A 26,991-nucleotide genomic window follows, 5' to 3' on the forward strand; every position below is an offset into this window, starting at 1 on the left:
GTGGTGAATGTGTAATTAAAGTTTACAATTAAAGCCGTCGAGCGAAGGACGGGGTTTTAAACCCAATTATGTGATAACGGTTATTCTACCGGACGTGTTCTGAATTGGGCGAGAGGGAGAGGGGGAGATCAGAAAAATCCTCCCTCTGCCTTCTGCCTTCTGCCTTCTGCCTTCTCTGAATTGGGCGAGAGGGAGAGGGGGAGATCAGAAAAATCCTCCGTCTTCCGTCTTCCCTCTTCCTTCTTCCTTCTGCCTTCTTCCTTCTGCCTTCTGCCTTCTTCCTTCTGCCTTCTGCCTTCTTCCTTAAAACAACTCTTCCAAAATTGTAAACCTGACATGATTAATTGCCAGACTCCCCACAGAAACATCCTCCTTCTTCAAAGGAAGACCCCCGCTGGTGAGACTTTGAAACCGAACTCCCTTGCCAATTTCCACGTGGTACCAAGCCAAACCCATGAAAAACCGCAAAGGATAAGGGCCTCTGTCTTGAATGTCATCAGGATTAGATTCCATCGGCACCCAGCCAAAACCGGGAATGTAAAACTCCAGCCAAACGTGATTGAAATCCGGTTCCAGCGGCACACCTTTTCTGTCAGCAAAAGCTGGACACTTGTAGCGCCCAATTGTGCGGCAAGCAATCCCATTCAACCTTGCCAAAGCCAACAACAGCCCCACGTACTCGCCGCAAGAACCGATGCCGCGCCGCAGTACAATATCGGGAGTGTCAATGTGAGGTCTGATCCCGTAAGAAAGTTGGTCGTAAACAAAATTGCGAATGCTCAGTAACTGCCTCAAAATATTAGTTTCAGTGCCAATTGAGGCCACCGCAGCCGATCGCACAATCTCCGTATCCATCGCCAAATTATCATTGTCCACCAAATACTTAGCTGCAAACTCCGGCGACAGTTGCGGAATCTTTTCCACATCCCGAGGCGACAACTGATACTTAATCGATCGCACTTCCAACAAAGCCTTCCAGCCAAAGATTCGCCGTTCCCCCTTCTGGAGGCGATCGAACTTAAACACCGCCACCCGTTCCCCTTCCTGAATTTCCTCAGTAAAAGGCATCCCAATCGGCGTAATTTTTCTCACTTTTTGGCGGTGAGTGTCCGAAGGTAAAGCAATCCGCCACTCCAAATTATCGATTTCTACCTCATCCAGAGGAGACAATTCCTCCACATAGGACATTTCCATCAAAAAACCGTTTGACAGAGCGTAGCGTTCGGCTTCATTATAGTGAAAAGACAAAGGGTGAACAAAAGTGCGATCGCGCTTCGTCAACTGAAAAGGATCTTCCGAATTTGGGTCATCCCGGATATAAAGTTCATCCCCAGCATAAGCCACATACAGAATCTCCTCCCCCGTCTGGGCATCTTTGTGAAAAGCCAAACCAGAAGGCCATTCAAAGGGAGTCAAAACGCTAAATTTAATCTCGCCAGTTGCCCGTTCCAAACAATAAACAGTTTGCTCAGTCTTGTCGCAAACCCAAAGTTCCTCATCCCGGACAGTGATATTTTCTACTCCAATACCTGGAGCATAAAACCGAGTAATTTCCCGACCAGTTTTTACATCAAAAACCAGAATATAGCCCAATCTCTGGCAAGTCACATACAGCGTAGACTTCCAAACTGCAATCCCGTCAACTGGATAAGAAAGGGAAACAAAATGTTCCGGTTTGAGTTGTGCGATTGCTCCGTCCCGAATTGCCCCCGGACAGCAACAAATATCCTCATCCTGGGAAAACCAGAGAGTATCTTCCCAAATAGCCAGCCCGGTTGCGCCCGCAAACTTAGCCGTTTGATGAGGATTCAAAACAGTAGTGTTGTCAGTTTCGCGATCGATCTCCAATAGTAGCCCTTCGGTGCGATCGAGCGCGAACAACCTATTTCCTAAAAAAGCAATGCCGTGCAGTGCAGATACACCGATCGGTCTTACCATCCGCAGCCCTGAATTTTGTTTGTCCGAGAGAACAGGTGAATCGAGATTCATGCTAAATTTCTTGCCGGTATTGTACATAAAACCTGATCTTGTAACTTGTAGCCGATCGCGTCAGGTTCAGCAGCAAAATTGCTGAGGTTCCTGATATCCTGGACTGACGCATCAACCGGGTTTTTTTACGAATATATTTCGTTGTAGCCTCTTACCAGAGCTAAAAAACCCGGAATATTAGTCTTTGTCTAAATTGGGTTTAAGAAGCTCAACCCAAGTTGCTGCCATGAATGCGACTAAGTATAACTACTAAGCTACCACTGAAAAACGCGACACAGAATGCCATATTTGTCAGAGCATCCAAACTCATAGTATCTGCTGGAAGATATAAATTAAGTACAACAGATTACTATATCTGTCAAAACCTTGGGTAGAATAAAATCATACGTTTAAGTTCCTCGGTTCATCAGAAGGCAGGTTCGTCATGGCTTGGAAGTCTGCTCTAAACATCGGTACCCTTTCCTTAATTCTGTCTTTAGAGGCAGTTGCCGCTGGTAGTTTCTTAATACCAGCAAAGGCTCTCAACAGCCCCGCAAACAGCGTTCACCCCCCCTCACCACCGCAGCTACCCCTCAACTGGCAAACAGTTCAAACCCTCTCCCCAACCGGAAGCAGACCGAACACCCAGCAACCGGGAGTCACGTGGAATAACTTTCAACCGCCGGAGCAGGGAGTACCTGGAAGGCGCGAAGGCGGAGGAACCCGCGGCTTATCCTGCCCTACGGCTACAAATGCCTTAACTGCCTTGATTCCCCAATCAACTATGGGGCAAACCATATCAGAAAAGCCGACATTTTTTTACTACGTTCCGCTAGCCCTCGACAAAACAGTTCAGTTTGAGTTAGCGGACGAAAACGACAAAACAGTATACAAAAAAAGTTTTCGGATGGTAACTAGCCGTGCTGGTATCGTTAGCGTCAGCCTCGGCTCCGACGGCAACTCGCCAGCCCTGAAAGTTGGCAAAAACTATCAATGGTACTTTACGATCAAATGCAACCCAAAAAGCTATACAACAGATGATGTTCTCGTTTCCGGGTGGATCAACCGCACCGCAGTCGCCCCAACCTTGAAAACAGAGTTGGATCGATCGCCCGACAGTCGCGCCAAGCTCAGTATCTTTGCCCAACAAGGTCTCTGGTACGAGTACCTGGCAACTCTAGCTCAATTGCGCACGGAGTCTCCCAGCGATGACAGTTTAGCGCTCAAGTGGTCAGAAATGTTGAACTCAGTCCAACTCGGCAAAATCGCCCAAGAACCATTAGTCCCCAGTGAGTTAACACCAATTGCCAAAAAATAATTGGACTTATGCAGCAAGTACCAAAAACCCGGTGGCGATCGCAGTATTTCGCAGCGCTACAGATGATTTATGAGGCGTTGGAGGTTTTTTGGTCGATCGTCCTCAATAAATTAAAATTTTTGTGGTAACGCTCATCAACGATCGCTTGCCTCTTGAAAGCCGGACTCTTGAAATCTTGATTGTTAAACTGCTCCCAACACTAAATGATAAACTCGCACAGTCAAGCAGCATACAAACTTATTTTAGACAAAATATTAATTATGCGCCCGATTGCAAATATTGCTATATTTCGGTTGGGGATTTCACTTCTAACGGCGCTCCCAATCGCTTGCTATGACGCCAATCGAGCCCTATCCCAAACAGACGATATTTCTCAGTTGCCCGCCGCCACTCACAACTCAGCAGATCCAAGCAACGGAGTATTAGCATGGCAAAAACTCGAAATCCAGCAGGATGAAACCGCAACCAACTTAAATCAACTCCCCGATTTTCCAGAAACCAACCCTCTTGACAACCAGCCCGATCGCTGCTCCACAATTGATCAAACGGATTGTGAGGTTAGCCCCCAGCCCGCAGCCAAAAATCTAGTTGACAGTGAACCCAAATGTCAGAACCCTCTAGATTGCGATGTTTTAGCCCAAAACCAACAAAATCCCCCTCCAAACCTGCCGCCGCCACCGACTCAGCCCGATCCAAATCGCGATCGATTTTTGCAACCAGCCCCGCAGCCTTCGGCAGAACCTCCTCAAATACCGCAACCAGTTGCGCCGGATCGCCCGTCCCCAGTTCCCCTGCCACTGCCGAATACAGTAATTCAGGTGCGGAAAATTCAAGTAGTTGGCAGCACAATTTTAACCCAAAACGAAATTAATGCCTTAATCAAGCCGTTTGAGGGTAGTTCTGCCACCCTAGAACAGCTCAAACAAATTGCCGACAAAATTACCGAAATTTACCTCAATCGAGGCTACATAACTTCGAGAGCAGTCTTGCCACCCCAAACTATCACCGCAGGGGTAGTGCAAATTCAAGTGATCGAAGGCAAGCTGGGCAAAATTGAGGTAGAAGGAACTAAAAGATTGCACCAAAATTACATCCGCAGCCGGATTCGACTCGGTGCCGGAATGCCTTTAAGTACAGGTGCATTAGAAGACCAACTCCGGCTGCTGAGAGTCGATCCTTTATTTGACAATGTAGAAGCCAGTCTGCGGGCTGGGGATAATGAAGGAGAGAGCATTCTGATCGTCCGAGTCACGGAAGCTAATCCGTTTCAATCTAGTTTCAGCTTTGATAATTACTCGCCTCCCAGCGTCGGTTCTGAAAGATTGGGTGTTAGTTTACGGCACCGCAATATAACAGGAAATGGCGACGAACTTGCCGCTGCTTATTATAGATCGCTAGGCGATTCAGATGTGTTTGATTTCAGCTATCGCGTGCCACTAAATGCGATGAACGGCACGCTGCAATTGAGGGCTGCGCCGAACCGCAACAGTATTGTACAAGCACCTTTTGACACTTTTGATATTTCGGGGAAGTCACATTTATTTGAAGTTAGTTACCGCCAACCGCTGCGGAGAACGCCGATCGAAGAATTTGCCTTATCTGCCGGTTTTACGTATCAGACAGGCAGAACTTTTCTCGCCGGCGAACCGTTTCCTTTTGGCATCGGCCCTGACTCCCAGGGTGTTACAACTACCAGTGCAATTAAGCTGGGACAGGACTACATTCGGCGCGACTCCCAGGGTGCTTGGGCCTTGCGATCGCAATTTACGATCGGCACTAGCTTGTTTGATGCTACTCAAAACGAAGGTTCTGTCCCTGACGGACAATTTTTTAGCTGGCTGGGTCAAGTGCAGCGAGTACAGCGATTGAACGACAAACATTTATTAATTTTGCAGTCAGACTTGCAGCTTTCAGCGAATAGTTTGTTACCTTCACAGCAATTTGTAATTGGGGGCGGGCAATCTTTGCGCGGCTACCGCCAGAATGTCAGTTCTGGCGATAACGGCTTCCGAGTGTCGATCGAGGATCGGATTACTTTGCAGCGCGATGCTTCGGGAAATCCCAAACTTCAATTAGCTCCCTTTTTAGATGCGGGTACGGTGTGGAATACTCCCAACAATCCCAATAAATTAACCAATCAAAGATTCTTGGCAGGTCTGGGTTTGGGGGTAATCTGGGCACCGATACGGCAGGTGAACTTGCGCGTAGATTACGCTTTTCCTTTGGTGAGAATTAGCGATAAAGGCGACAATCTGCAAGATAACGGCATTTACTTCAACCTAATTTATACACCATGAGGAGAAGCGGGAGAGGGGGAGAAGTCGGAGAGGGGGAGAATGGGAGAGGGGGAGAATGGGAGAGGGGGAGAATGGGAGAGGGGGAGATGAACAAAATATTTCCTTCTTCCCTGTGGGAGCATCTCATTATCGCTCACTTAGGGTTTTGCCGATTGAGCAGGCTCGGTTGCTGAATCTCTCGTCTCCTAATTCAATACTGACTCCATTCTTGTCCCACCAGTTAAACATTTTTATGATTTTTTTTATTGTGTTTTCACCACTTTACCGCCATTTGTACCGGCTGAAATGAATTCCTGCTCTACCTTTCAGGGATGCGGTGAAAAGTAAGACTGCAAACCTGGTTTGTAGTAAGACTTTAGTCCTGTTACTAGATTTTTTTAGGACTTAAGTCCGAACGATAGAACCAGGTTGTTAGTAAAGACTTTAGTCCTTTTTGCTGATTTTTTTTAGGACTTCAGTCCGAAGGATTGAACCAGGTAGATTAATCTTGGAACACCATAATGCTGCCCGAATAACAAGCGACCCAAACCTGATTAGTTTCCGGATCGTAAGTAATCCCGATCGGACTTGAATTAACCTTCACTGTTTGCAGCACTTTCAGATCGCTCGTCCTCACTTTGCTCACAGTATTCGAGAAATAGTTAACCACATAAATCAATTTTCCATCACCAGAAATCGTCATGCTGCGAGGTGCATTTCCCGTCGAAACTTTGTCTACCACTTCACCAGTTGCCAGGTCAATTTTGGCCACATTCCCTTCACCATTCAAAGTGGCATATAGATACTTGCCATTGGGATCTATCGTCAAATGACGGGGCGCATTGCCAATATTTTTCAACCATTCTACCGAAAAGTCTAGCAGATTTACTTTCGCAATATCGGAAGAACCCATGACGGCAACATAGGCATTTTTGGAATCGGGAGTGACCACAATTCCGCGAGGATATGCACCCAGTTTTACCCGCTCGACTTCGCGATTTTTATTGATATCAACTATGCTCAAATCCCAAGTACACCAATTGCTCGCGAGTACGAAGCGATTGTCAGGCGAAACAGCATTAAATTTCGGAACGGCACCTACAGGAATTATCTGTTCTATTTTCAATGTTTGGGTGTTGATGCGGTACAGGAAACTTTGGTCGTGTTTTGCTGATGGAGAACACCTGTCGCTACCGGGATTTTTAAACCCAGAACCGTACATTTGATAGTTGGATACATAGCCATACTTGCCATCTGTTGAAAAAGCAGCTTCTACGGGAGAACCTTGATAATTGCCTTTGAATTTAGAAAAGCCAAACTTTGACAAGTTGACTGTATCGGGAATAGTCTTGACTAATTTAAAGTTCCTATCATAAACTGTGATGCTATGGCTGTACATCATGTTTTGAGCAAAGAACAAACCCGCTCCCGAATAAACTATTGATTTGGGCGATATTTTGCCGTAAATAGTTTTTTTTAAAGTCATTTTACCTTCAGTATTTACCAGCCTTTTACCTTGTGATTCATTTTCTTTGTTTTCAAGGTTTGGAGCAGGAGTTTCTGTTTTAAATGGTGGTAAAAATGGTTCTTGAAAGAGAGGTTGTTGTGGCTGATTTTTAGTTGTATCTTCGAGTTTGTTGTTGTTTTCTGTGGCGGTAGGAGATGGCGAAGGTCGATCGACCTTTGACGATGTTTTTTCCGCAGATTCCTGGTCAGGGCTGGCGGCTGGCGACTTGCCTTTGAGGGCTGACAAGGTTTGAGGGCCGACAATTCCGTCAACTTTTAGGTTGTTCTCTGCTTGAAACTTTTTCACCGCAGCCAGGGTGATAGAACCGTAAAATCCTGTAGCCCTACGGCCAAAATATCCTGATGTTTGTAGAGTTTTCTGGAGTTCGACAACTTCCGGGCCTGAATCACCTTTTTTGATGGCGAGTGCGGGATCAACTAAATTGGAAATTGTGAGACAGATTGTAAAGAAGAGTAAAGGAGTTGAGGCTAAATTTAGGTGATTTGTCGCGTTGGGCGATCGAGTTTGAGCTGGGGGCGTTTCCCAAGTTTCAGCTAAATGCAGGTAAGCTAATCCGTCCATAGTTTTTACCAGGTATTTTTGATGCTATGATACACCAGTTAACATTGATGAAAGAGAAATTCTCATTATAATTAAATCTAGGGTGAAATCTTCGAGCAGTTTTTAATGGTGTCAGCAAGTAGGAGCGATCGACTAATGTTGAGTGAGGAACAAACAACCGCAGGATCAACACCCCCAAAATCCCGCCAGATGCTGCTCTGGGAAGGCGATGGCGGACTTTGCCAGCGGGCTTGGGTCGAAATCGATTTAGCAGCTTTAACTCACAATGTAAAACAGCTTAAAAATCTCTTATCTCCCCAAACCGAACTGATGGCAGTTGTGAAAGCAGATGCTTACGGGCACGGTGCGATCGCAGTTAGTCAAACAGCCTTGCAAGCAGGTGCTAGTTGGCTGGGTGTGGCGACGATTCCCGAAGGCATAGAATTGCGAGAAGCTGGGATAGAAGCGCCGATTTTGCTGTTGGGGGCAACTCATACAGCCGCACAGGTAAGGGCGATCGCCCAATGGCACTTACAACCCACTATTTGTACTGCCAAACAAGCCCTAATTTTTTCGGAAGTTCTCGTCAGTCTCAATCAATCTTTGTCTGTTCACGCTAAGTTAGATACGGGAATGTCTCGTTTGGGTACACTCTGGCAAGACGCTACAGAATTTGTGCAATTAGTCAATAGTTTGCCAAATTTAAAATTAGCCAGCATTTACTCTCACTTGGCGACAGCCGATAGTCCCGATCCCGCCGTGATGAGAGAGCAACAGCAAGGGTTCAAAAAGGCGATCGCCCAAATCCAAACAGCAGGAATTAACCCCCGTCGCCTCCACTTGGCCAACTCTGCTGCCACTCTCACAGACTCCGATTTGCACTATGATTTAGTGCGAGTCGGTTTGGCTACCTACGGTCTTTATCCTGCTCCTCACTTGCAGGCGATCACCAATTTGCAGCCCGCAATGCAGGTAAAAGCTCGGGTGACGCAGGTGAAAACAATTGCAGCAGGAACTGGCGTTAGTTATGGCTATCAATTTATTGCTGGGCGCGAGACACAAATTGCGGTAGTTGGTATCGGCTATGCAGATGGGATTCCCCGCAATATTTCTAATAAAATGCAGGTTTTAGTTAGGGGCGAATTTGTGCCGCAAGTCGGGGCTGTGACGATGGATCAATTAATGCTGGATGTAACTGATATTCCCGATTTAGAAGTCGGGGAAGTGGTGACTTTATTGGGTAAAGATGGGGAAAATAAAATTACTGCTGATGATTGGGCGGAAACTTTAGGAACTATTTCATGGGAAATTCTCTGCGGTTTTAAACACCGATTGCCTCGCGTTGCAGTAAACTCTTAACTAGGACGATCTGGATGCTCGCAAATACAGTATGATTCAAGACGCTTCAGTTAATCATGTTTATGCCCCGGAGATCCCCCTAAATCCCCCGAAAGCAAGGGGGACTTTGAGCAATTTCTTGTTCCCCCATTTTTAAGGGGGGCTAGGGGGGATCGGGCTTAACTTAACCGTAGAGGAGTATAATTTTGATGCGATCAAATTTGATATTACCAATTACAAATTACCAATTACAAATTACCAATTGACATGACAGCTAGCACAATTATACTAATAGCTCAAACCTTGACGGCGCAGCTAGATGCAGAAAGAATACAGGCGATGCAAGTAGCCCAAGAATTCTCGAAAAAATTCGTAGAATTGGGGTTTAAAGTTGTACCTCAAGCGCTGTGGGCGATCGGTATTTTGTTAATTACGCGATTTGCGATCGACGTTGCGGGCCGCGTGACTCGCCGAACCCTCAGCCGCACGGAAGCCACGCTGCGGAAATTTTTAGTTCAAGCTGCGGAAATTGTGATTTTGATAGTGGGAGTAGTCGCCGCTTTGAATCAGTTGGGAATTCAAACGACTAGCGTGGTGGCTGTTGTGGGTGCGGCGGGTTTGGCGATTGGTTTGGCCTGGCAAAATACTCTATCTCACTTTGCTGCTGGGGTAATGTTGATTAGTTTACGGCCTTTTGAAGTCGGAGATGCGATCGAAGCTGCGGATGTTAAGGGAGTGGTGGACAGCATCGGGATTTTTTCGACAACCGTCGTGACGGACGATCGCATAAAAATTATTGTCCCGAACAATCAGCTATTTAACGGTACACTGAAAAATACCACGGCAATGGGAACGAGGCGAGTAGACATGAAAATTGATATTGGCGATCGACCGATCCGTCCAACGATGGCTGAGTTGTTAGAAATTGCCCATTCTCACCCGCTGGTTTTGGAAAATCCGCCCCCGACTTGTTTGGTAGCCGAGATCACTCCAGATACGACTATTCTATCTCTCCGGCCCTGGTGCGCGTCGGTAGCCTACGAACAAGTGCGATCGCAAGTTCAAGAACACGTCAAAGAAGCAATGAATGCCAACCAAAATCAAGCACAATAAATCTAAAATCTAAAATCCAAAATCTAAAATGAGCAAGTTGTATCCCCAGCAAATTTTGCAAGAACCGGGCGTCAGGATGTCCCTCACCGAAAAAGAAACAATTCTCAAAAAATTTCCGCCTCCCGACACAGACGGTCAAATTTATGCAGACGCCATTTTTGAAGGTGGTGGCGTGCGCGGAGTTGCCTTTTTAGGAGCACTCAGATGCTGTCACGATTTGGGTATCCGTTGGCGAAAATTGGCCGGTACTTCTGCGGGTGCAATTACTGCCGCAGTATTGGCAACAGACTTGTCAATGGATGACTTAGAGCAGTTGTTAGGAGACCTCGATTACAGCATATTTTTAACTCAAAAAAACAGTCCTCTAATTTTAAATGGCGATCCAGCAGACGACTTGCAATCTCCAGCTTGGACGCTAATTTTTCTCACAATTAGCCGCCAGATGGGAGAATATTCTGCACAACCTTTCCGGCAGTGGCTGGAAGCAATACTTAGTAAAGGTCACTTGCAGAGTTTTGCCGATGTCAAAAAACTGGAAAAAGAGCGGGAATTAAAAGTAGTAATATCCAACCTGACTCGCGGTGAAATGTTGGTGCTGCCCGATGACTTACGGCGGCAAGACTCGGCAGATTCCGATGCTTTGTACCAGCAGTTGCGACTGCAAAATCCCGAAGATTTTAGCGTAGCTGAAGCTGTACGGCTGTCGATGAGCATTCCGCTATTTTTTGAGCCGGGAAAACTGGGCAATGACTTAATTGTCGATGGGGGAATTCTGAGCAATTTCCCGCTGTGGATTTATGACAAACAATCCGGTTCGACTCCGGTTGCGCCGCGCTGGTTTACCTTTGGGTTTCGATTAATTGATACTGGCATTGAGAACCAAATTAAGATTAATAGTCCGGTGTCGATGCTGTCGGCGATGTTCACCACGATGATGAAAGCAAGAGACCGCTATCACCAGCGGGAAATGGATAAAGGCAGAGTTATCAATATTGATGTGACTGAAGCTGCGGTGACGACGACGGATTTTAATCTAGATGCCGATCGCAAGGCTAAGCTGTACCGATTGGGATATTTGTATACTAAGAGGTTCTTTTTGAGTTCTAACTTTAGTTGGGAAAAGCACTTGAAGGCTAGGGGCTTTGGGGAGTAGGAGAGGGGGAGAGTGGGGAAATATGCCTTCCGCCTTCGACCAAAGGTATATAGGGAGAGGGATTGAAGAATTTTTGATTTAGGGGTTGGCAAGAGCCTGGTGTGTGTGCTATAGTTAGTTACCGTCATCGTGGAGAGGTGGCTGAGTGGTCGAAAGCGGCAGATTGCTAATCTGTTAAGGGTGTTATCACCCTTCGGGGGTTCGAATCCCCCCCTCTCCGTTCTAAAACTTCTAGGAAAAAATTCCTTTTAATCAAATTTTGTGGGATGGGCTTCTAGCCCGTCCCAATTATTTTCGCAATTCAATTCTAGTCTAGCAGCAATCATCGGCTACCAAATCTAATCAAGCGCCTTGATTGCTTCGACAAATTGCCGCGAAATAAAGGGTAAAATCTCTTCATTCTTGCTATTCTCTTTCCCCTCGGTAAATACAACTAATAAATACGGCCGCAAACCAGGTATTTCAATATAAGCAGCATCGTGACGAACTTGACTTGTCAGCCCCGCTTTTGACCAGATTTTTGCATCTTCTGGCAATCCGCTACCTAAAAAACCTGTAACTTGATTTTCTGGATCGGCTTGTAATTCTGCTGGTTCTAAACTGCGTTTCATTAAGCCCATCATTTCTTGCGATGCTTTTGCAGAAACAGCTACGCCGCCGATTATACTGTGCAGCAAACGCGCTGTGGCATTTGTAGTGAGCATATTTCTATTTTCCATTAATTCTCCCAGAAATGCTCGCTCGCGACCGTAGGGCCCATCGCACCAGGTTTTTTGATTGGCGTTAATGTTGTGTAATTCTGGCCAATCTAATGATTGAAAGTAACGGTTGACGATGTTTCGCTGCTGTTTCCAAGTTTCAAAGGGGCCTGGTGATAATTCTGGGCCGCTGGTGGTGCCGGTGAGGGCATCTACTACTAAACCGGTGGCGTCGTTGCTGGAATCAACTATCATATCTCGGACGGCGCGTTCTAATTCTGGCGATGTTTGAATCATGCCTTTTTGCGCCCATTCCCAGATGGCCACGAGGTAGAATAATTTGACGATGCTAGCGGGATAAATTCGTTCGGATGCTCTGGCGCTAAAACCTCGCGGTTGATATTTCCAAAATTCTTGGGCGCTGAGGGCTCCGCCTGTGTTGACTCGCACCGGTGGATCGTAGACTATCCAGGTAATGGCTGTGCGATCGCCCTTCAATCCTGTAAATTCTGCCTGAGCTGCGTCTATAATGCTACTGCCGAGGGTTTTTAATTGTTCGTCTTTGTGGAAAAATGTCATGTTAATGGCTAACGGTTAACGGTTAACGGCTAGTGGCTAATGGCAATAAATCGTTAAATGTGAACAATTAACAGCAAACAATTAGCAATTAGCAATGGTCAATTATCAATTATCTGATGGTGTGGAGTACCGCGCGCGATCGCACATAAATATTTACGATTCCCCAAAGTGCGATCGATTAGCAACTCAAGCAGCACTGGGGCGACATTTGCGCGCCCTTAACCAGAGTTTGAACAATGTAAACTTGGATACAAAGGCTGTGATGGTGCGACTGTGCGAAGATGATTATCCGGGATGGCTGGATCTTCGAGATATTGAGTTGCTCGAAGTCACAGAAACATCGTATCATCCTTTGGTGCTTTCTGAGGCAGAAATTAGAGAAAAATTGCCGATCGCAATTACTTTTACTCACGAGGCTATGCACCAATCCAATTATTATCTTTGGGGCGGTACAGTCGGGCCAAATTATGATTGTTCGGGATTAATGCAAGCTGCCTTTGTGGCTGCCGGCATCTGGTTGCCGAGGGATGCTTATCAGCAGGAAGGTTTTACTCAGCCTATTAGTATTAGTGATGTACAACCGGGAGATTTAGTCTTTTTTGGTACAGCGGAAAAAGCAACTCACGTAGGATTATATCTCGGAGATGATCGCTACATTCACAGTTCAGGAAAAGCCCAAGGTCGCGACGGTATCGGTATTGATTTTTTGTCAGAAAAGGGCGATGCAGTCAGTCAAGCTTATTATCAGCAATTGCGCGGATATGGTAAAGTTGTGGCAAGTTATCAACCTAGTTAGTTTATTTCGCGATCGCACTACGAACAAAGAAACCGGGTTTTTACCGAGATTGAGGGTTGGAACAAATGATTTTCGTAAAAAACCCGGTTTCTGGCCACCACGCCTAAGTTCTATAGTTGTTCATCTATGACTCATAACTAATGACTAATGACTAATGACTCATAACTAATGACAACTGACAACTGACAACTGACAACTGACAACTGACTAATGATGTTATCTAACAAAACAATGGACGCTGCATTATTTTTGGAAAAATTGGCCGCACAGCAGGCTGCCGATGAGATTGTTCTCGATGTTTCGGTGGTGGTGCCGGTGTATAATGAGGTGGAAAGTTTACCTCATCTAATTGAGGCGATCGCCTCTGCGATTCAACCATCTGGACTCAGCTATCAAATTATTTGTGTAGATGACGGTTCTAAAGACGGTTCTGCGGAACTTCTCAAGCAATTAGCCAGCAGTCGCGATGACCTTTGTGCTGTACTTTTGCGCCGCAATTATGGGCAGACTGCTGCCATGTCGGCAGGCTTCGATCGCGCAACTGGTCGTGCTATTGTTACCCTAGACGGCGATTTGCAAAATGACCCTGCTGATATTCCGATGTTGTTGGAAAAGTTAAATGAAGGCTACGATTTAGTTAGCGGCTGGCGCAAAAATCGGCAGGATAATACTATCAGCCGCTTGATTCCTTCTAAAATTGCCAATTGGTTAATTGGTCGCGTTACGGGCGTAACTTTGCACGACTACGGCTGTTCTTTAAAAGCTTATAAATCCGAGTTAGTAGCAGACTTGAATTTGTACGGAGAATTGCACCGATTTTTGCCTGCTTTGGCTTTTATTGAAGGGGCTAGAATTGCGGAACTTCCGGTGCGACATCACGCGCGGCGTTTCGGTCAAAGTAAGTACGGGATCTGGCGGACTTTTCGAGTGTTGATGGATTTGTTAACTATTTCTTTTATGAAGAAGTTCCTAACTCGGCCGATGCACGTTTTTGGACTTTTGGGAATGATTTCGATGGCGTTCGGAACGGTTTTAGGGATTTATTTGACTTTCGTGAAATTGGGTCTGGGTCAAAGTATTGGTAATCGTCCTTTGCTGATTTTGGCTGTGGTTTTGTTGTTGACTGGTGTGCAGTTATTTTGTTTTGGTTTGTTGGCGGAAGTGATGATGCGGACTTATCATGAGTCGCAGGGAAAACCGATTTATCGGGTGCGTGAGGTGTTTGGTTCTAAGTAAAATTGGGCGGTTGAAACCGCCCCTTGTCAAAGGAAGTCGGCGGTTTCAACCGCCCCTAAACACACGAAGTCCGCCTGCGCGGACTGAAGAATAAAGGATGTATTTAGACGGACGCAATCTAACTCCTAACTCCTAACTCATGACTTTTTGAGCTTGGCGGAGAGATTGAATAGTTGCGATCGCGTGCTCCGACACTGCATCTATTTCAGCAGCGGTATTAAACCTCCCAATTCCAAAGCGGATAGAAGCGTAAGCTAATTTATCCGATCGCCCGATCGCTGCTAAAACATGAGATGGAGAAATTTTCGCAGAAGTACAAGCAGAACCCGAAGAAACTGCCGCCGCCGGTTGCAAACCCAACATCAACGCTTGACCGTCAACCCCGCCTACACTAATATTCAGATTCCCAGGTAATCTCTTCGTCGCGTGACCGTTGAGAACAACATCACCCAATTCACTCAAATTTTCCCACAAACGCTGCCGCAGATTCACAACTCGTGCTGTTTCCGACTCCATTTCCGAAATTGCCAATTCTACTGCTTTGGCAAACCCGACTATTTGCGGTGGGTAAAGAGTGCCCGATCGCATTCCCCGTTCGTGGCCTCCTCCGTGCATTTGCGGCGCTAGCTGCACTCTCGGTTTATTGCGGCGGACGTAGAGCGCACCAATGCCTTTTGGCCCGTATATTTTGTGCGCCGTCAAAGACATTAAATCAATGTTCATCTCCTGTACATCCAGGGGAATTTTGCCGATCGCCTGGGCCGCATCTGTGTGAAACAGAATGTCATTTCCGCGACAGATAGATGCAATTTCGGCGATCGGCTGAATCACACCAATTTCATTATTAGCCGTCATCACCGAAACTAAAATTGTCTCAGCCCGAATCGCTTTGATCAAATCGCCGATATCAATCAGTCCGTCACTTTTTACTGGTAAAACAGTAATATCAAACCCCAATTTTTGCAAATACGTACAGGGATCAAGAATTGCATTATGTTCAGTTTTTACTGTGATAATGTGCTTTCCTTTGCTGAAATAAGCTTCGGCGATGCCTTTAATCGCTAAATTATTTGCTTCCGTTGCGCCGCTGGTAAACACAATTTCTTCTGGAGAAGCATTGATCGCTTCTGCTATGATTTGTCGCGATTGTTTTACCGCTGCTTCTGCTTCCCAGCCGTAGACGTGGTTGATGCTGGCTGCGTTGCCGAATTGTTCGGTAAAATACGGCAGCATCGCATCAACTACCCGTTTGTCTACAGGGGTTGTGGCGTGGTTGTCGAGGTAGATAGGGCGTGCGGACATAGTGCAGTTTTGGTTGAAAAAAGTGTTAGATTTATTGTAGACGAGGCTTTTGTTCTACCACAAAACTTTATATTTAACAAATATTTGTGAAGATTTATGCGAGCTGACATTCAGGGATTAGAAATTACTGTCGGTGAACTCAAGCACCTGTGCGGTGCGGGGCCCGATCGCGTATACCGGCCTGTGAGTGCGACCAAGTTTGCTCGCGAAGCTTTGAAAACAGTTGGTTTAATTGTTTTGGTTCTAATTAGTTGTTGGCTGCTGGTGGCGATATTTCCTAGAGCTTATGTGTTTTGGTTCGCCCTTCACCTCGCTGCGATCTGCGGTTTGATTTTTGAGGATGCGTGGAAAATTTGGAGCAGCCAAAATAAAGATTTAATCAATTTGTTTGATGATGTCGATCGCTATAATGGTATAATCAAAGCGATCGAAATTAACGATCGGATAGAAGATGCGGGCAATGCGGAAGTCAAAATAGGCGATCGAGCCAAAGTCATTCAAGCCTTGCAGATGATTAGAGATGATTTAGTTCGAGCTTTAAAAACTGAAAGAATTCTCAGGGACAACAAAAAATTTGTCGCAACTAACTCGGAACTGTTTGCCAATAATTTGAGAACTTTGAATGCCCTGCAAATTAGCGATCGAGCCACCAAACAAGGGAGATTGCTCAACGAAGCTTTGCAGTTAGCTACAGAAGTTCAAGCAGAAATAAAAAAATTGCAAGATCGAAACGCTGCTAACTAAAAAAACTGCCCCAATTAGTAGGGTTTTCGATCCCCCAAAACCCCCTTTCATCAGGTAGAAAAAGAGCATTTTTTACTTAAAGTTCCCCTGAAGAATGGCGATGCGAGGGATATATGGACTATGCTATAAACGAGAGATACAAAGGTTTTAGAGTTAAGTTGACAGGAAGCATCTCAGTTTTGCTATAGTGCGAGCGTCCCCGCTCGCGAGTTGTACAATACGCGAGCGGGGACGCTCGCACTATCATTAAAAATGCTTTTTACAAAAATGAGATGCTCCGAGTTGACACCGGGAGTATCTCAGTTTTGATTTTATAGTGCGAGCTTAAGAACTCGCGATCTATCCAACACTCGCGAGTTCTTAAGCTCGCACTGTAAAGAAATTGCTTTTTCGCATTCATTGAGGTGCTCCCTTGACACCTATTGGTGCATCGCCTTATTTGGTAGCAACTGGCACATTACTGAAGCGATCGAACTCAAAGACATTTTAAAATTCATCAGTGATGAGAATTGTTAAGAAATATCATGATTGTAAATTTTTGGCTGTTAAGTAACAGGTAAGGATATCTTGGAAAGGTGACGTTAACAACAAGGTCAGTATGTCTTCTAGCAAACCCAAGATTATAGTTCTCGACGACGATCCGACAGGTTCTCAAACCGTGCACAGTTGCTTGCTGCTGACACGTTGGGACGAAGACACTCTGCGTTTGGGACTGCGGGACAAGTCCCCGATTTTCTTTATACTGACAAATACTCGATCGCTAACTCCCGAACAAGCCACCTCCGTCACCCGCGAAGTGTGCCAAAATCTTAAAAAGGCGATCGCCAGCGAAGAAATCGCAGACTTCCTAATCGTTAGCCGTTCCGATTCTACCCTGCGCGGTCACTATCCGATCGAAACCGACGCGATCGCCGAAGAGCTCGGCCCCTTCGACGCACATTTTCTAATTCCCGCCTTTTTTGAAGGAGGCAGAATTACCCGCAACAGCGTACACTACCTCATGGTTAACAGCGTTGCAACCCCTGTTCACGAAACCGAATTTGCCAAAGATTCTGTCTTCGGCTACAGTCACAGTTACCTGCCAGACTACGTAGAAGAAAAAACCAAAGGTCGCATCAAAGCTGATACAGTCGATCGCATTTTACTCGCAGATATGCGCTACGGAAGTTTAGATCGACTGATGGACATGACAGACAACCAATGTGCAGTTGTTGACGGCGAAAGTCAAGGCGATTTAGACACATTTGCCAAACACATTCTCGATGCAGCCAGTCAAGGTAAAAAGTTTTTATTCCGCAGCGCGGCCAGTATTTTAACATCCTTAGCTGACATCGGCCACCAGCCTGTAGCAGCCGACGAAATGGCAAAATATGTGAGAAAGGGCAAACCCGGTGCAGTAATAGTGGGTTCCCACGTTAAGAAAACTACAGAACAATTGGAACGCTTGTTAAAAGAACCCAATATAGTTAGCATTGAAATAGATGTATCTCACTTGTTAGAAGATTCACCAGAGTATCGCACCCAAATTCTCGATGAAATTCTCGAAAAAGTCCGCACCGCTCATGCCGACGGCAAAACGCCTGTAATTTATACCAGCCGCCAAGAACTACAATTTCCCACAGCAGAAATTCGGTTAAAATTTGGAGCTGCTGTTTCTGCTTTGTTGATGGATGTCGTGCGGGGACTGCCTGCGGATATCGGTTTTTTAATTAGCAAGGGCGGCATTACTTCCAATGATGTTTTGAGTACAGGTTTGTCGCTGAAAAGTGTCAGGCAAATCGGTCAAATTCTCGCAGGTTGTTCGGTGGTGAAAACCGAGGCAGATCATCCTCTGTTTCCCAATTTACCTGTGGTTTTGTTTCCGGGAAATGTCGGGGATAGCCATGCTTTGGCTACGGTTTACAAGCGGCTGAGCAAGTAGTATAGGTAGTTGAATCGCAGATTAACCCAGATGAATTTAGCTTCTAGCGAGGGAGGAGAATGTTCATCTGCGGTTGGTCGATTGGCTTCAATGCTTGATCGAACTTTATGGCAATTGCCACTTCACGGCAACTTCAAAAAAAAATCTCTAGTCTACTTTTTCCTTGCTAAATCCACCTAAGTATGATAGACGAGAAATTCTGTGTGTAACTAAAGCCGATCGCCAAAATTAAAAATCGCGTCATCGTTAGGCACTCTCAAAAAAATTAGATTTCTCAAAAATAGTTAAGTCAGAACTCTACATATAGGGCCAACAGCGCCAGAGCTACTGCTATCAGTAGCGTTTCTGGGTAGTATCAGCCGAAATCTCAAAAAAAAATAAAAATTTTCACATAGTAATTTTTAGTTGAAAGGATTAGCATATAAGGGTGACAGAAAATTATCATCCCCTAAACTCATTAAAAAGCGGCCGCTGGTTCAAGTTGATCTGTGGGGCGAGCTTTCAACACCTGCCTGCGGTTCGGAATCTCACCTTGGCTTACACCTTAGCAGGCGCTGACTGTATCGATGTCGCGGCAGATCCCGCCGCCGTCGCAGCAGCGAAAGAAGCCCTACAAGTTGCCAGCGAATTACAGACAAGAACTCAAAACCGCAGATTTGGTGGCAAAGGGTTGCCCTGGCTGATGGTGAGTTTAAACGATGGGGAAGACCCGCATTTTCGCAAAGCCGAATTTAACCCAGCCGAATGTCCGATGGACTGCTGGCGGCCCTGCGAAAAAATATGTCCAGCCGAAGCAATAGTTTTTCAGGAAGCTGTTGAGGGTTTTTCTGGGGTGATAGACCAGCAGTGCTATGGCTGCGGTCGCTGTCTGCCAGTTTGTCCGAGCCAACTGATTTACACTCGTTCTTACGTGTCTGCTCCCAGCGCGATCGCACCTTTAATCTTGCAATCCGGTGCGGATGCCCTAGAAATCCACACGCAAGTAGGCAGAGAGGCAGATTTTGCGCGACTTTGGTCGAGCATAGCTCCCTGGGTAGATCAACTCAAAGTAATAGCAATTAGTTGCCCCGATGGAGACGGTTTGATTGACTATTTGCGGACACTGTATCAAATAATTTCCCCCCTTCCTTGTCCCCTAATTTGGCAAACCGACGGTAGGCCAATGAGCGGAGATATCGGAACAGGAACTACTAGAGCCGCAGTCAAACTCGGTCAAAAAGTTTTGGCTGCCCAGTTGCCGGGATTTGTGCAACTTGCAGGCGGCACTAATGCTCACACTGTCAGCAAACTTAAAGCCTCTGGACTGCTCTTGGATGGCGGGAAAAATTTGTCTGTTCCCCCTGTCCAATACATTGCCGGTGTAGCTTACGGCAGCTATGCCAGGGTTTTACTGTCGCCAATTTTAGAACAATTAGACACAATGCAGAGCGATCGAGCTTATGCCGTTCCGGTGGCAGCCGCTCACAGCGCAGCCGAAGTTCCAACACATCGGTTGAATCAACTCGAAGCCGTCCCAGAACTTCTCTCGGAGGCTGTGAGTTTAGCTCGTTCTCTAGTTTCTCAGATCAAAGAATTTTAGTCAGTTGACTGTTGACTGTTGACAGTAGTCAGTTGTTAGTTGTCAGTTGTTAGTTGTCAGTTGACAGTTGTTAATCAAAAAAAAACTGAAAACTGATAACTAACAACTGTAGTTCGCGATCGCACTTGCGCCATCAGAAACCCGGTTTCTTAGTATATTTCTCGTTTTTCGACGCAAAACTCGTAGAAACCGGGTTTATAGCCACCGATGCGTAATCAATGAACAGACAACTGTCAACTATCAACTGTCAACTATCAACTGTCAACTATCAACCGTCAACAGCCAACAGTCAACAGTCAACAGTCAACAGTCACCGAACACACCGAGGCGAATGCAGATTACAGACGACCTCAACAGATTATTAGAAATCGTGCCAAACGAGATCCGGCAGCCCCTAGAGCAGCACCCGCAGCGCAACAATCTCATTGAGGTTGTAATGGACTTGGGCCGCCGACCAGAAGCTCGTTTTCCATCCTCGGCCGAACATCTTTCCCAAACACCGATTACCAAAGCAGACCTCAACTATTGCATCGATCGAGTCGGCAGCTTCGGCGGCGACAATCGAGCCGGTATCGAGCAAACCCTGCACCGAATTAGCGCCATTCGCAACCGCAGCGGCGAGATTATCGGCTTGACATTGAGGGTGGGCCGCGCTGTGTTCGGGACGATCGGCATTATCCGCGATTTAGTGGAAACCGGTCAGTCAATTTTGATGCTAGGCCGCCCCGGAGTCGGCAAAACCACAGCCCTGCGCGAAATCGCCCGCGTGCTCGCCGACGACTTGGAAAAACGAGTGGTAATCATCGACACCTCCAACGAAATCGCCGGAGATGGAGACATCCCGCACCCGGCGATCGGCAGAGCTCGCAGAATGCAAGTTTCCCGTCCCGAACTCCAGCACCAAGTCATGATCGAAGCAGTGGAAAACCATATGCCGCAAGTGATCGTGATTGACGAAATCGGCACGGAATTAGAAGCTTTGGCCGCTCGGACGATCGCCGAAAGGGGCGTGCAATTGGTCGGTACCGCCCACGGGAACCGCATCGAAAACTTGATGAAAAACCCGACTCTGGCCGACTTAATTGGCGGAATCCAAGCGGTAACGCTAGGAGATGACGAAGCAAGGCGGCGCGGTTCTCAAAAGACAGTTTTGGAGCGCAAATCACCGCCTACTTTTGAAATTGCGATCGAAATGCTCGAACGCCAGCGCTGGGTAATCCACGAACGAGTCTCAGATTCGATCGACAGCCTGCTGCGGGGACGCGAACCGAACCAGCAAATCAGAAGCGTCAGCGACAGCGGAGAAGTAATTATCGAGCGCGAATCAGCATCTCCGCCCGCCCGGTTCCCAGGGATCTCAGCTTCTGGCCCAGGCCCCGCTGCGGTATCAGCAATCCGGCCAGTCACACCGATTTCTGGGTGGCGGAGTGCCGGCAAAATGGTGCCGATGCCCCCTCAAGGCGAGAAATTCGCAGCAGCTAACAGCGCGCAGGTGGCTCCTGAGACTCGGTATTTCGAGCAACTCCTCGAAGAATCTCTGTCCGTGGAACCAGTACCGCAGTACCGGGGACGTTATTCCCAGAATGTCGGCCCTAACGGCGAAGATTTGCCCCTCCACGTTTATCCTTACGGCATAGCTCGCCACCAGCTCGAACAGGTGATTTCTACCCTGAACCTGCCGGTGCAGTTGACGAAGGATATTGAAAGTGCTGACGTGGTTTTGGCTTTGCGATCGAACGTGCGGAACCAGTCAAAATTAAGGCACTTGGCTAAAACTCGCCAAGTTCCCCTGCACACAATCAAAGCTGGCACTATTCCCCACGTAGCAAGAGCTTTGCGGCGCTTGTTGGACATGGACGACCCCGGCACGCCGGAAGTGGCAGACCTCGCCTTATTCGCCCGCAGCGGTACTTCTGACGAGCTCGAAGCTCTCGAAGAAACCCGCTTGGCTGTCGAGCAAATTGTGATTCCCAAGGGACAGCCGGTGGAACTTTTACCCCGTTCTCCCAATGTCCGCAAAATGCAGCACGAACTTGTGGAACACTATCACCTAAAATCTCACAGTTTTGGGGAAGAACCCAACCGCCGCCTGCGGATTTTTCCAGCTTAACTTTTGGAAATTGGTGCTTTTGAAGGCGGAAGGTAGAAGGCAAACGATCGAATTTTTTTCATGATTCTTTCTGTTTTCTACCTTTTGCCTTTGATCTCAAATCGGCTAAATTAACGATAATTGTCTGCGCGGGTTTACGCCTGGATCTGTAAGATCGGCAGCAGCGAGGACGTAAACTCGCCCAGACCGCAATTTGGTAGTCGATCGGGCGGAGATAATATTATTTCCGTTGGTATATTTTGGTTGTGAGTGCGATCGGCTCAAATGCCTACCCAATTCCCCATTACCAACCCATTATCATAACACCTGATACCTAAATATTTACCATATTTGATATGAACGATGCACAAATTCAGCTATTTATTCAATTAATTGCGGCTCGCACTGGTTTAGAAATTCGCCCGCAAGATCGATCGGCTTTAGCTCAAAAACTTTTGACTCGGATGAAAGCTGTAAAAATAGGCTTTCCCGATAACTATTATCAAATGTTAGCTGCGACGAGTCTGGAAAGTCAAAACGAATGGGACAAACTCGCCCTGCTGCTGACAACCAACGAAAGTTATTTCATGCGGGACAAAGGACAATTTTCGCTCCTAGAAAAAGTCATTTTCCCGGAATTGATCGATCGCCAAATCAAACTGCACGATAAATTAGGAACTAAGCCAACCCTGCGAATCTGGAGTGCAGGCTGTTCCACCGGTGAAGAACCTTATTCTTTAGTTTTTATTTTAAAAGAGCTAATTTCCGATTTGGAAAAATGGAATATTTTAGTTTTAGGTACTGATATCAATCAAGAAGTAATAGAAAAAGCACAGCGGGGAATTTACAGCCCTTGGTCATTTCGCTTAGTCGATACGGAACTACAAAATCGGTATTTCGAGCGGCGTAAAACCGAGTGGGAAATTGACCCAAAATTACGCCAACTTGTCAACTTTAGCAGCCTCAACTTGGTCACCGATAATTTTCCTAATATTTATACAGATATTCATAACATTGATTTGATTTTGTGCAGAAATGTTTTTGTTTATTTTGAAAATAAGTATATTTCACAGGTATTGAAAAAGTTTGCCAAGACGCTAAGACCTGGAGGATATTTAATGACCGGTCACGCTGAAGTTCACAGTCACACGATGAACGATTTTCAAGCCAAGGTTTTCCCGGAGTCAGTTGTTTATCAAGCCAAGAATGTCCCAGGGGAAGAACCAGGTAAAATAAATTATTTTATTGCACAAGAATCGAAAGTAAAATCAGCATTTGGGGAATCGGGAAAGGAAGGAGAATTGGACTGCAACAGCGGTCAGTTGCTACCGGGAGAAACCGTGTCAGCTAGTTGTTTTGACGGCAATTTTGCGGATATCGGGTCACTGTTAACATCAGGTGCTGGGCTAGAAAAAATGCTGCAAACTAGCTATGTCGAGCGCGATCTGGCGATTAATAAAGCGCCCGCTTTACCTTCAACACTCGCAGCAGAAAAAGCCAATCGCCAAACGCCTCAGATGCTAATTTTAGAAGCAAAAGCTTGTTTTAAAAATAAAGCTTATGTTGAGGCAATTGATAAAGCAAAACAGGCGCTTCACCTGCAATCTCAAAATTTTGAGGCTGATTATTTGCTAGCTCAAATTTATGCAAATTTAGGCAAGTATTCTCAGGCGATCGAATACTGTAAGCGAGCTAGCAAACTAGATACTATGTCAATATTTCCTTATTATTTACAAGCTCAGATTGCTGAAGAACAGGACGACTTGGAAACCGCTAAAATATATTTAAGAAAAGTTATTTATCTTTGCCCGTATTTTGTTTCAGCGTATCTCGAACTGGGGAATATATACAATAAAGAAGGCAAGCTAAATATAGCTATTAAAATGTATAATTCATCTAGCGATATTCTCAAACAACTCCCGCCCCATACTCCGATCGAGCAGCAGGGAAAAATGACAGCGAGTCAAGTATTGATGGATGTTCAAAAAAAATTGGTAAAATTGTACAGCTAACAAAACTGACGCGCAGGGAGAATTTACAAACTAATTTTTTTTGTAAGTACCTCGCTACCCAACCTAATACGATCGCATAATACCAATTTTTTATGAGGCTGCATAGAATGCGATCCCCCCTAGCCCCCCTTAACAGGGCGAACGCATCTAAATTTTATGTTAACAGCTTATGGTATCCTGGAGAAGAATTCTTAACTACCTAAAAAACATTTAATTAGAGTTTATCATTATGAAACTCAAACCTAAAATTACCATTGCCGACCATTTTGCCGACTTAGAAGATCAAGCAAGTTGAGCGGACGAAACGCCATCAATTAATTGATATTATTACTATCTCAATTTGTGCCGTGATTTGTGGTGCTGACACATGGGTGGATATCGAGAGTTACGGTCGCTCTAAATACGAATGGTTAAAGAAGATTTTAGAATTACCGAATGGCATACCATCACATGACACAATTGCAAGAGTATTTTCTCGTCTCAAACCGGAGCAGTTTCAGAAATGTTTTTTGAACTGGATTCAATCTATTAGCTGCTTCAATCCAGGAGAGGTAATCGCAATTGATGGCAAAACTCTTCGCCATTCTTACGATCGGGAGGAGATAAAAAAGCGATTCATATGGTAAGTGCTTGGGCGACCAGTCAAAGATTAGTTTTAGGGCAAGTTAAAGTTGACAAAAAATCCAATGAAATCACAGCAATTCCGGCTTTACTCAAAGTATTAGAATTAAACGGAAGCATTGTCACCATTGATGCGATGGGCTGTCAGAGGTTAATTGTGAAGTCAATTGTCGAACAGGGAGGAGACTACGTTATCACCTTAAAAAAGAACCAGCCATCCCTGTATGCCAGAGTAGAGGAGTTGTTTAAATAAGCAATTAGAAAAGGATTTTCTGGCTTTACATATACAGTTTATTCGCCCAAAAAAGAGAATAATCACGATCGCTCAGAAATCCGAAATCACTTAATGTTAAGTGAAATCAAAGAGCTGATTGATCCAGACAATCAATGGGAGAAACTTCAGAGTATAGGTATGATAGAATCGGTGCGAATAGTGAAGGGGAAAACCACTATTGAAATTCGTTATTACATTAGTAGTTTACCAAATAATGCTCTCTCATCTTGGTGAATCAGTACGCAGCCATTGGGGAATCGAAAATTCTTTACATTGGGTACTAGATCTGGGTTTTCGTGAAGATGATTGTCGGATCATAAAAGATAATGCTCCGCAAAATTTTTCTATTCTTAGACATATCTCTCTCAATCTTTTGAATCAAGAAAAAACCTCAAAAACTGGAGCAAAGAACAAGCGACTTTGAGCCGGGTGGGATGATGAGTATTTGACTAAAATCCTCGCTGTTTCAGTCAACTAAATTCTCACGAACAACTCATTGCTAACTATTATACAACTTGTAAACAGTAGTTGTAAGCTTTTTATTGTCTCAAAAATGGCAGCAAGTAAAAATTATCATTAATCAGTTCCTCTTTTCTCTTAAAAGTCATTACAAAGTGTGTCTCTAGCTTCTAACAATGGTGAATTTATCTTAAAATATACTCACCACCGATGAACAGTGTTCAATAAGATGCGTTCCCCCTGGCAGTTGAATGAGGTCATGGGGAATTGGGAATTGGTAATATTGTTTGACGCGCTACTTATAGCGCTCTCGGTGCGCAGTGCGCACCCAGCCCTGTCAAGGTGTCTGTAGAGCTTGGTTTTTAGTACGTAAAATCCTTGAAATTCCGTAGTTTGTAAGTGTGTATTGCCCGAACGATGATTAGTGCGATCAATTTATTTACATCATCCTAGTGGCAGACTTCGGTAATCACCTGTTAAAAAAAGCAGATTTAACGATCGCATCCTTCGAGATTTCAGGGGTTTGAGGCACTAAAAACCAAGCTCAGCACACACCTTGACAGGGCTGGCAGTGCGCACCCTACATATAGAGGACTGTTTCTGTGATGTAGGGCGGATAACTTTTATGATTTTAGATTGATAAATTTACCAATTACTTCGCGCAATTTTTCAGCATCAAAGGGCTTAGTTAAATACTCTGTCGCTCCCGCCAAACGCCCTTGTACCTTATCAAATGCTCCATCTCGCGCTGTCAGCATCACGATCGGCAAATTATGAAATTGAGGTAAGCTGCGCACGGTGCGGCAGAGTTCCAATCCGTCAATACCAGGCATGGAAACATCGAGCAACAAAACCGAAATTTGTTCGTGATAAATAGTTGACAAAGCATCCACTGCATTGTCTGTCACGAGAACTCGAAACTCTTTGCTTAAGGCTTGTTTGACCAGTCCTTGCATGACGACGCTATCATCAACGGCCAAAATGGTTGGTACTTGACTGCTACTTGCAGACATATTCTTCTCCCTGTTTATTAATAGTTGTTGAAAATACAAAACATAATTGCCGCCGTCATTTTTTGAGAGTTGCCTCTGCGAAATAATTGCCAACTCCGTTGGAGTGCTACTAGAAACCTCACCGCTGTTTTTTTGACCTCAAACTCTAAAAAATGGATTAGGAAAGGAGTCGATCGGCGATTATAAGCAAAATGTGCATCCGAACGTAGAAACCCTCGACGGTGGAGTTTGACCAACTATTGTTACAAAGTTTAACATTTTGGCAATCTTTTGTAGTTGATCTCCTAAATGTAGTTGATCTACCTGCGGCACAGCTCGGTAAACTGCCGTGGTATTGTGACACAAACCAATTATTTTAATCTACCAGTAAGCCAGCTACCCACGATTAGATAAGTCTGTTAAGATACTATTAAATTGATTAAAAAATTCTATGT

General features: G+C 45.4%; 20 protein-coding genes, 1 tRNA gene and 1 pseudogene. 14 read left to right on the forward strand and 8 right to left on the reverse strand.

All coding sequences use genetic code 11. The annotated features are described in order from the left end of the window. Nucleotides 1-128: 128 nt before the first annotated feature. Complete coding sequence (locus tag QUB52_RS07840; protein WP_332972930.1) at nt 129-338, reverse strand: hypothetical protein; 210 nt, start codon at nt 336-338, stop codon at nt 129-131. Continuing rightward, complete coding sequence (locus QUB52_RS07845; RefSeq protein ID WP_332972929.1) at nt 304-1,989, reverse strand: transglutaminase domain-containing protein; 1,686 nt, start codon at nt 1,987-1,989, stop codon at nt 304-306. Before QUB52_RS07845 ends, QUB52_RS07840 begins: the two co-directional genes overlap by 35 nt. 424 nt (nt 1,990-2,413) lie before the next feature. Here QUB52_RS07845 and QUB52_RS07850 point away from each other — a divergent pair, with 424 nt between their 5' ends. Both QUB52_RS07850 and QUB52_RS07855 read left to right on the forward strand, forming a co-directional pair. Then, a complete protein-coding gene (locus tag QUB52_RS07850; protein ID WP_265233956.1) occupies nt 2,414-3,286 on the forward strand; it encodes a DUF928 domain-containing protein in 873 nt (290 codons plus the stop codon). 203 nt (nt 3,287-3,489) lie between these two features. Next, complete coding sequence (locus QUB52_RS07855; RefSeq protein WP_265233957.1) at nt 3,490-5,583, forward strand: ShlB/FhaC/HecB family hemolysin secretion/activation protein; 2,094 nt, start codon at nt 3,490-3,492, stop codon at nt 5,581-5,583. Here QUB52_RS07855 and QUB52_RS07860 read toward each other — a convergent pair. From QUB52_RS07860 to QUB52_RS07865, 3 genes are all read right to left on the reverse strand, one after another. Continuing rightward, nucleotides 5,571-5,720: a hypothetical protein gene (locus QUB52_RS07860; RefSeq protein WP_332976150.1), complete on the reverse strand. Its 150-nt coding sequence runs from the start codon at nt 5,718-5,720 to the stop codon at nt 5,571-5,573. The genes QUB52_RS07855 and QUB52_RS07860 overlap by 13 nt on opposite strands. Further along, nucleotides 5,710-5,811 (reverse strand): IS4/Tn5 family transposase DNA-binding protein, encoded by a 102-nt coding sequence (locus tag QUB52_RS29220; RefSeq protein WP_442923175.1) that lies wholly within the window; start codon nt 5,809-5,811, stop codon nt 5,710-5,712. Before QUB52_RS29220 ends, QUB52_RS07860 begins: the two co-directional genes overlap by 11 nt. 253 nt (nt 5,812-6,064) lie before the next feature. Next, nucleotides 6,065-7,651, reverse strand: a complete 1,587-nt coding sequence (locus QUB52_RS07865) for a peptidoglycan-binding protein (protein ID WP_332972928.1) — start codon at nt 7,649-7,651, stop codon at nt 6,065-6,067. Between the two features lie 189 nt (nt 7,652-7,840). On the opposite strand from QUB52_RS07865, the gene alr reads away from it, so the two are divergent. The 4 genes from alr to QUB52_RS07885 all read left to right on the forward strand — a co-directional run bounded on the left by alr (nt 7,841) and on the right by QUB52_RS07885 (nt 11,454). Next, nucleotides 7,841-8,989: an alanine racemase gene (gene alr, locus QUB52_RS07870; protein ID WP_332972933.1), complete on the forward strand. Its 1,149-nt coding sequence runs from the start codon at nt 7,841-7,843 to the stop codon at nt 8,987-8,989. 246 nt (nt 8,990-9,235) lie between these two features. Continuing rightward, nucleotides 9,236-10,081, forward strand: a complete 846-nt coding sequence (locus QUB52_RS07875) for a mechanosensitive ion channel family protein (RefSeq protein ID WP_332972927.1) — start codon at nt 9,236-9,238, stop codon at nt 10,079-10,081. Between the two features lie 28 nt (nt 10,082-10,109). After that, the gene (locus QUB52_RS07880; RefSeq protein WP_332972926.1) at nt 10,110-11,234 is read left to right on the forward strand and encodes a patatin-like phospholipase family protein; all 1,125 of its coding nucleotides are present in this window, start codon (nt 10,110-10,112) and stop codon (nt 11,232-11,234) included. A 131-nt stretch (nt 11,235-11,365) separates the two neighbouring features. Continuing rightward, nucleotides 11,366-11,454 (forward strand) — tRNA-Ser (locus QUB52_RS07885). A gap of 118 nt (nt 11,455-11,572) precedes the next feature. Here the strand turns inward: QUB52_RS07885 and QUB52_RS07890 are convergent. Beyond that, a complete protein-coding gene (locus QUB52_RS07890; RefSeq protein WP_265233961.1) occupies nt 11,573-12,511 on the reverse strand; it encodes a serine hydrolase in 939 nt (312 codons plus the stop codon). A 94-nt stretch (nt 12,512-12,605) separates the two neighbouring features. On the opposite strand from QUB52_RS07890, the gene QUB52_RS07895 reads away from it, so the two are divergent. Next, nucleotides 12,606-13,307, forward strand: coding sequence for a C40 family peptidase (locus tag QUB52_RS07895; protein ID WP_332972925.1), 702 nt, complete (start codon nt 12,606-12,608; stop codon nt 13,305-13,307). A 213-nt stretch (nt 13,308-13,520) separates the two neighbouring features. Beyond that, nucleotides 13,521-14,543, forward strand: coding sequence for a glycosyltransferase family 2 protein (locus QUB52_RS07900; protein WP_442923177.1), 1,023 nt, complete (start codon nt 13,521-13,523; stop codon nt 14,541-14,543). 132 nt (nt 14,544-14,675) lie between these two features. Here QUB52_RS07900 and QUB52_RS07905 read toward each other — a convergent pair whose 3' ends face one another. Next, nucleotides 14,676-15,845, reverse strand: coding sequence for an IscS subfamily cysteine desulfurase (locus QUB52_RS07905; RefSeq protein ID WP_332972924.1), 1,170 nt, complete (start codon nt 15,843-15,845; stop codon nt 14,676-14,678). Nucleotides 15,846-15,941: 96 nt separating this feature from the next. Here QUB52_RS07905 and QUB52_RS07910 point away from each other — a divergent pair, with 96 nt between their 5' ends. The 6 genes and pseudogenes from QUB52_RS07910 to QUB52_RS07935 all read left to right on the forward strand — a co-directional run bounded on the left by QUB52_RS07910 (nt 15,942) and on the right by QUB52_RS07935 (nt 25,509). Continuing rightward, a complete protein-coding gene (locus QUB52_RS07910) occupies nt 15,942-16,589 on the forward strand; it encodes a hypothetical protein (protein WP_332972923.1) in 648 nt (215 codons plus the stop codon). A gap of 598 nt (nt 16,590-17,187) precedes the next feature. Beyond that, nucleotides 17,188-18,510 carry a four-carbon acid sugar kinase family protein gene (locus tag QUB52_RS07915; protein WP_265233965.1) on the forward strand — a complete coding sequence of 441 codons (1,323 nt, stop codon included), beginning with the start codon at nt 17,188-17,190 and terminating at the stop codon, nt 18,508-18,510. 427 nt (nt 18,511-18,937) lie between these two features. Continuing rightward, nucleotides 18,938-20,089 carry a circadian clock protein LdpA gene (gene ldpA / locus QUB52_RS07920; RefSeq protein WP_332972922.1) on the forward strand — a complete coding sequence of 384 codons (1,152 nt, stop codon included), beginning with the start codon at nt 18,938-18,940 and terminating at the stop codon, nt 20,087-20,089. A 331-nt stretch (nt 20,090-20,420) separates the two neighbouring features. Continuing rightward, nucleotides 20,421-22,199, forward strand: coding sequence for a R3H domain-containing nucleic acid-binding protein (locus QUB52_RS07925; RefSeq protein ID WP_332972921.1), 1,779 nt, complete (start codon nt 20,421-20,423; stop codon nt 22,197-22,199). A 335-nt stretch (nt 22,200-22,534) separates the two neighbouring features. Continuing rightward, complete coding sequence (locus QUB52_RS07930) at nt 22,535-24,190, forward strand: CheR family methyltransferase (RefSeq protein ID WP_265233969.1); 1,656 nt, start codon at nt 22,535-22,537, stop codon at nt 24,188-24,190. Between the two features lie 229 nt (nt 24,191-24,419). Then, a pseudogene (locus QUB52_RS07935) lies at nt 24,420-25,509 on the forward strand (ISAs1 family transposase). Nucleotides 25,510-26,167: 658 nt separating this feature from the next. Here the strand turns inward: QUB52_RS07935 and QUB52_RS07940 are convergent. Continuing rightward, nucleotides 26,168-26,557, reverse strand: a complete 390-nt coding sequence (locus QUB52_RS07940; protein ID WP_265233970.1) for a response regulator — start codon at nt 26,555-26,557, stop codon at nt 26,168-26,170. Nucleotides 26,558-26,991 lie beyond the last annotated feature (434 nt).

Source organism: Microcoleus sp. A6-C6 (assembly GCF_036705955.1).
GTDB lineage: Bacteria > Cyanobacteriota > Cyanobacteriia > Cyanobacteriales > Microcoleaceae > Microcoleus.

What these genes read in the sequence shown, in the direction of transcription:
- QUB52_RS07840 (WP_332972930.1), bottom strand. Translation starts at nt 338, where the DNA reads ATGTCAGGTTTACAATTTTGGAAGAGTTGTTTTAAGGAAGAAGGCAGA.
- QUB52_RS07845 (WP_332972929.1), bottom strand. Translation starts at nt 1,989, where the DNA reads ATGAATCTCGATTCACCTGTTCTCTCGGACAAACAAAATTCAGGGCTG.
- QUB52_RS07850 (WP_265233956.1), top strand. Translation starts at nt 2,414, where the DNA reads ATGGCTTGGAAGTCTGCTCTAAACATCGGTACCCTTTCCTTAATTCTG.
- QUB52_RS07855 (WP_265233957.1), top strand. Translation starts at nt 3,490, where the DNA reads ATGATAAACTCGCACAGTCAAGCAGCATACAAACTTATTTTAGACAAA.
- QUB52_RS29220 (WP_442923175.1), bottom strand. Translation starts at nt 5,811, where the DNA reads ATGTTTAACTGGTGGGACAAGAATGGAGTCAGTATTGAATTAGGAGAC.
- QUB52_RS07865 (WP_332972928.1), bottom strand. Translation starts at nt 7,651, where the DNA reads ATGGACGGATTAGCTTACCTGCATTTAGCTGAAACTTGGGAAACGCCC.
- alr (WP_332972933.1), top strand. Translation starts at nt 7,841, where the DNA reads ATGCTGCTCTGGGAAGGCGATGGCGGACTTTGCCAGCGGGCTTGGGTC.
- QUB52_RS07875 (WP_332972927.1), top strand. Translation starts at nt 9,236, where the DNA reads ATGACAGCTAGCACAATTATACTAATAGCTCAAACCTTGACGGCGCAG.
- QUB52_RS07880 (WP_332972926.1), top strand. Translation starts at nt 10,110, where the DNA reads ATGAGCAAGTTGTATCCCCAGCAAATTTTGCAAGAACCGGGCGTCAGG.
- QUB52_RS07890 (WP_265233961.1), bottom strand. Translation starts at nt 12,511, where the DNA reads ATGACATTTTTCCACAAAGACGAACAATTAAAAACCCTCGGCAGTAGC.
- QUB52_RS07895 (WP_332972925.1), top strand. Translation starts at nt 12,606, where the DNA reads ATGGTCAATTATCAATTATCTGATGGTGTGGAGTACCGCGCGCGATCG.
- QUB52_RS07900 (WP_442923177.1), top strand. Translation starts at nt 13,521, where the DNA reads ATGTTATCTAACAAAACAATGGACGCTGCATTATTTTTGGAAAAATTG.
- QUB52_RS07905 (WP_332972924.1), bottom strand. Translation starts at nt 15,845, where the DNA reads ATGTCCGCACGCCCTATCTACCTCGACAACCACGCCACAACCCCTGTA.
- QUB52_RS07910 (WP_332972923.1), top strand. Translation starts at nt 15,942, where the DNA reads ATGCGAGCTGACATTCAGGGATTAGAAATTACTGTCGGTGAACTCAAG.
- QUB52_RS07915 (WP_265233965.1), top strand. Translation starts at nt 17,188, where the DNA reads ATGTCTTCTAGCAAACCCAAGATTATAGTTCTCGACGACGATCCGACA.
- QUB52_RS07925 (WP_332972921.1), top strand. Translation starts at nt 20,421, where the DNA reads ATGCAGATTACAGACGACCTCAACAGATTATTAGAAATCGTGCCAAAC.
- QUB52_RS07930 (WP_265233969.1), top strand. Translation starts at nt 22,535, where the DNA reads ATGAACGATGCACAAATTCAGCTATTTATTCAATTAATTGCGGCTCGC.
- QUB52_RS07940 (WP_265233970.1), bottom strand. Translation starts at nt 26,557, where the DNA reads ATGTCTGCAAGTAGCAGTCAAGTACCAACCATTTTGGCCGTTGATGAT.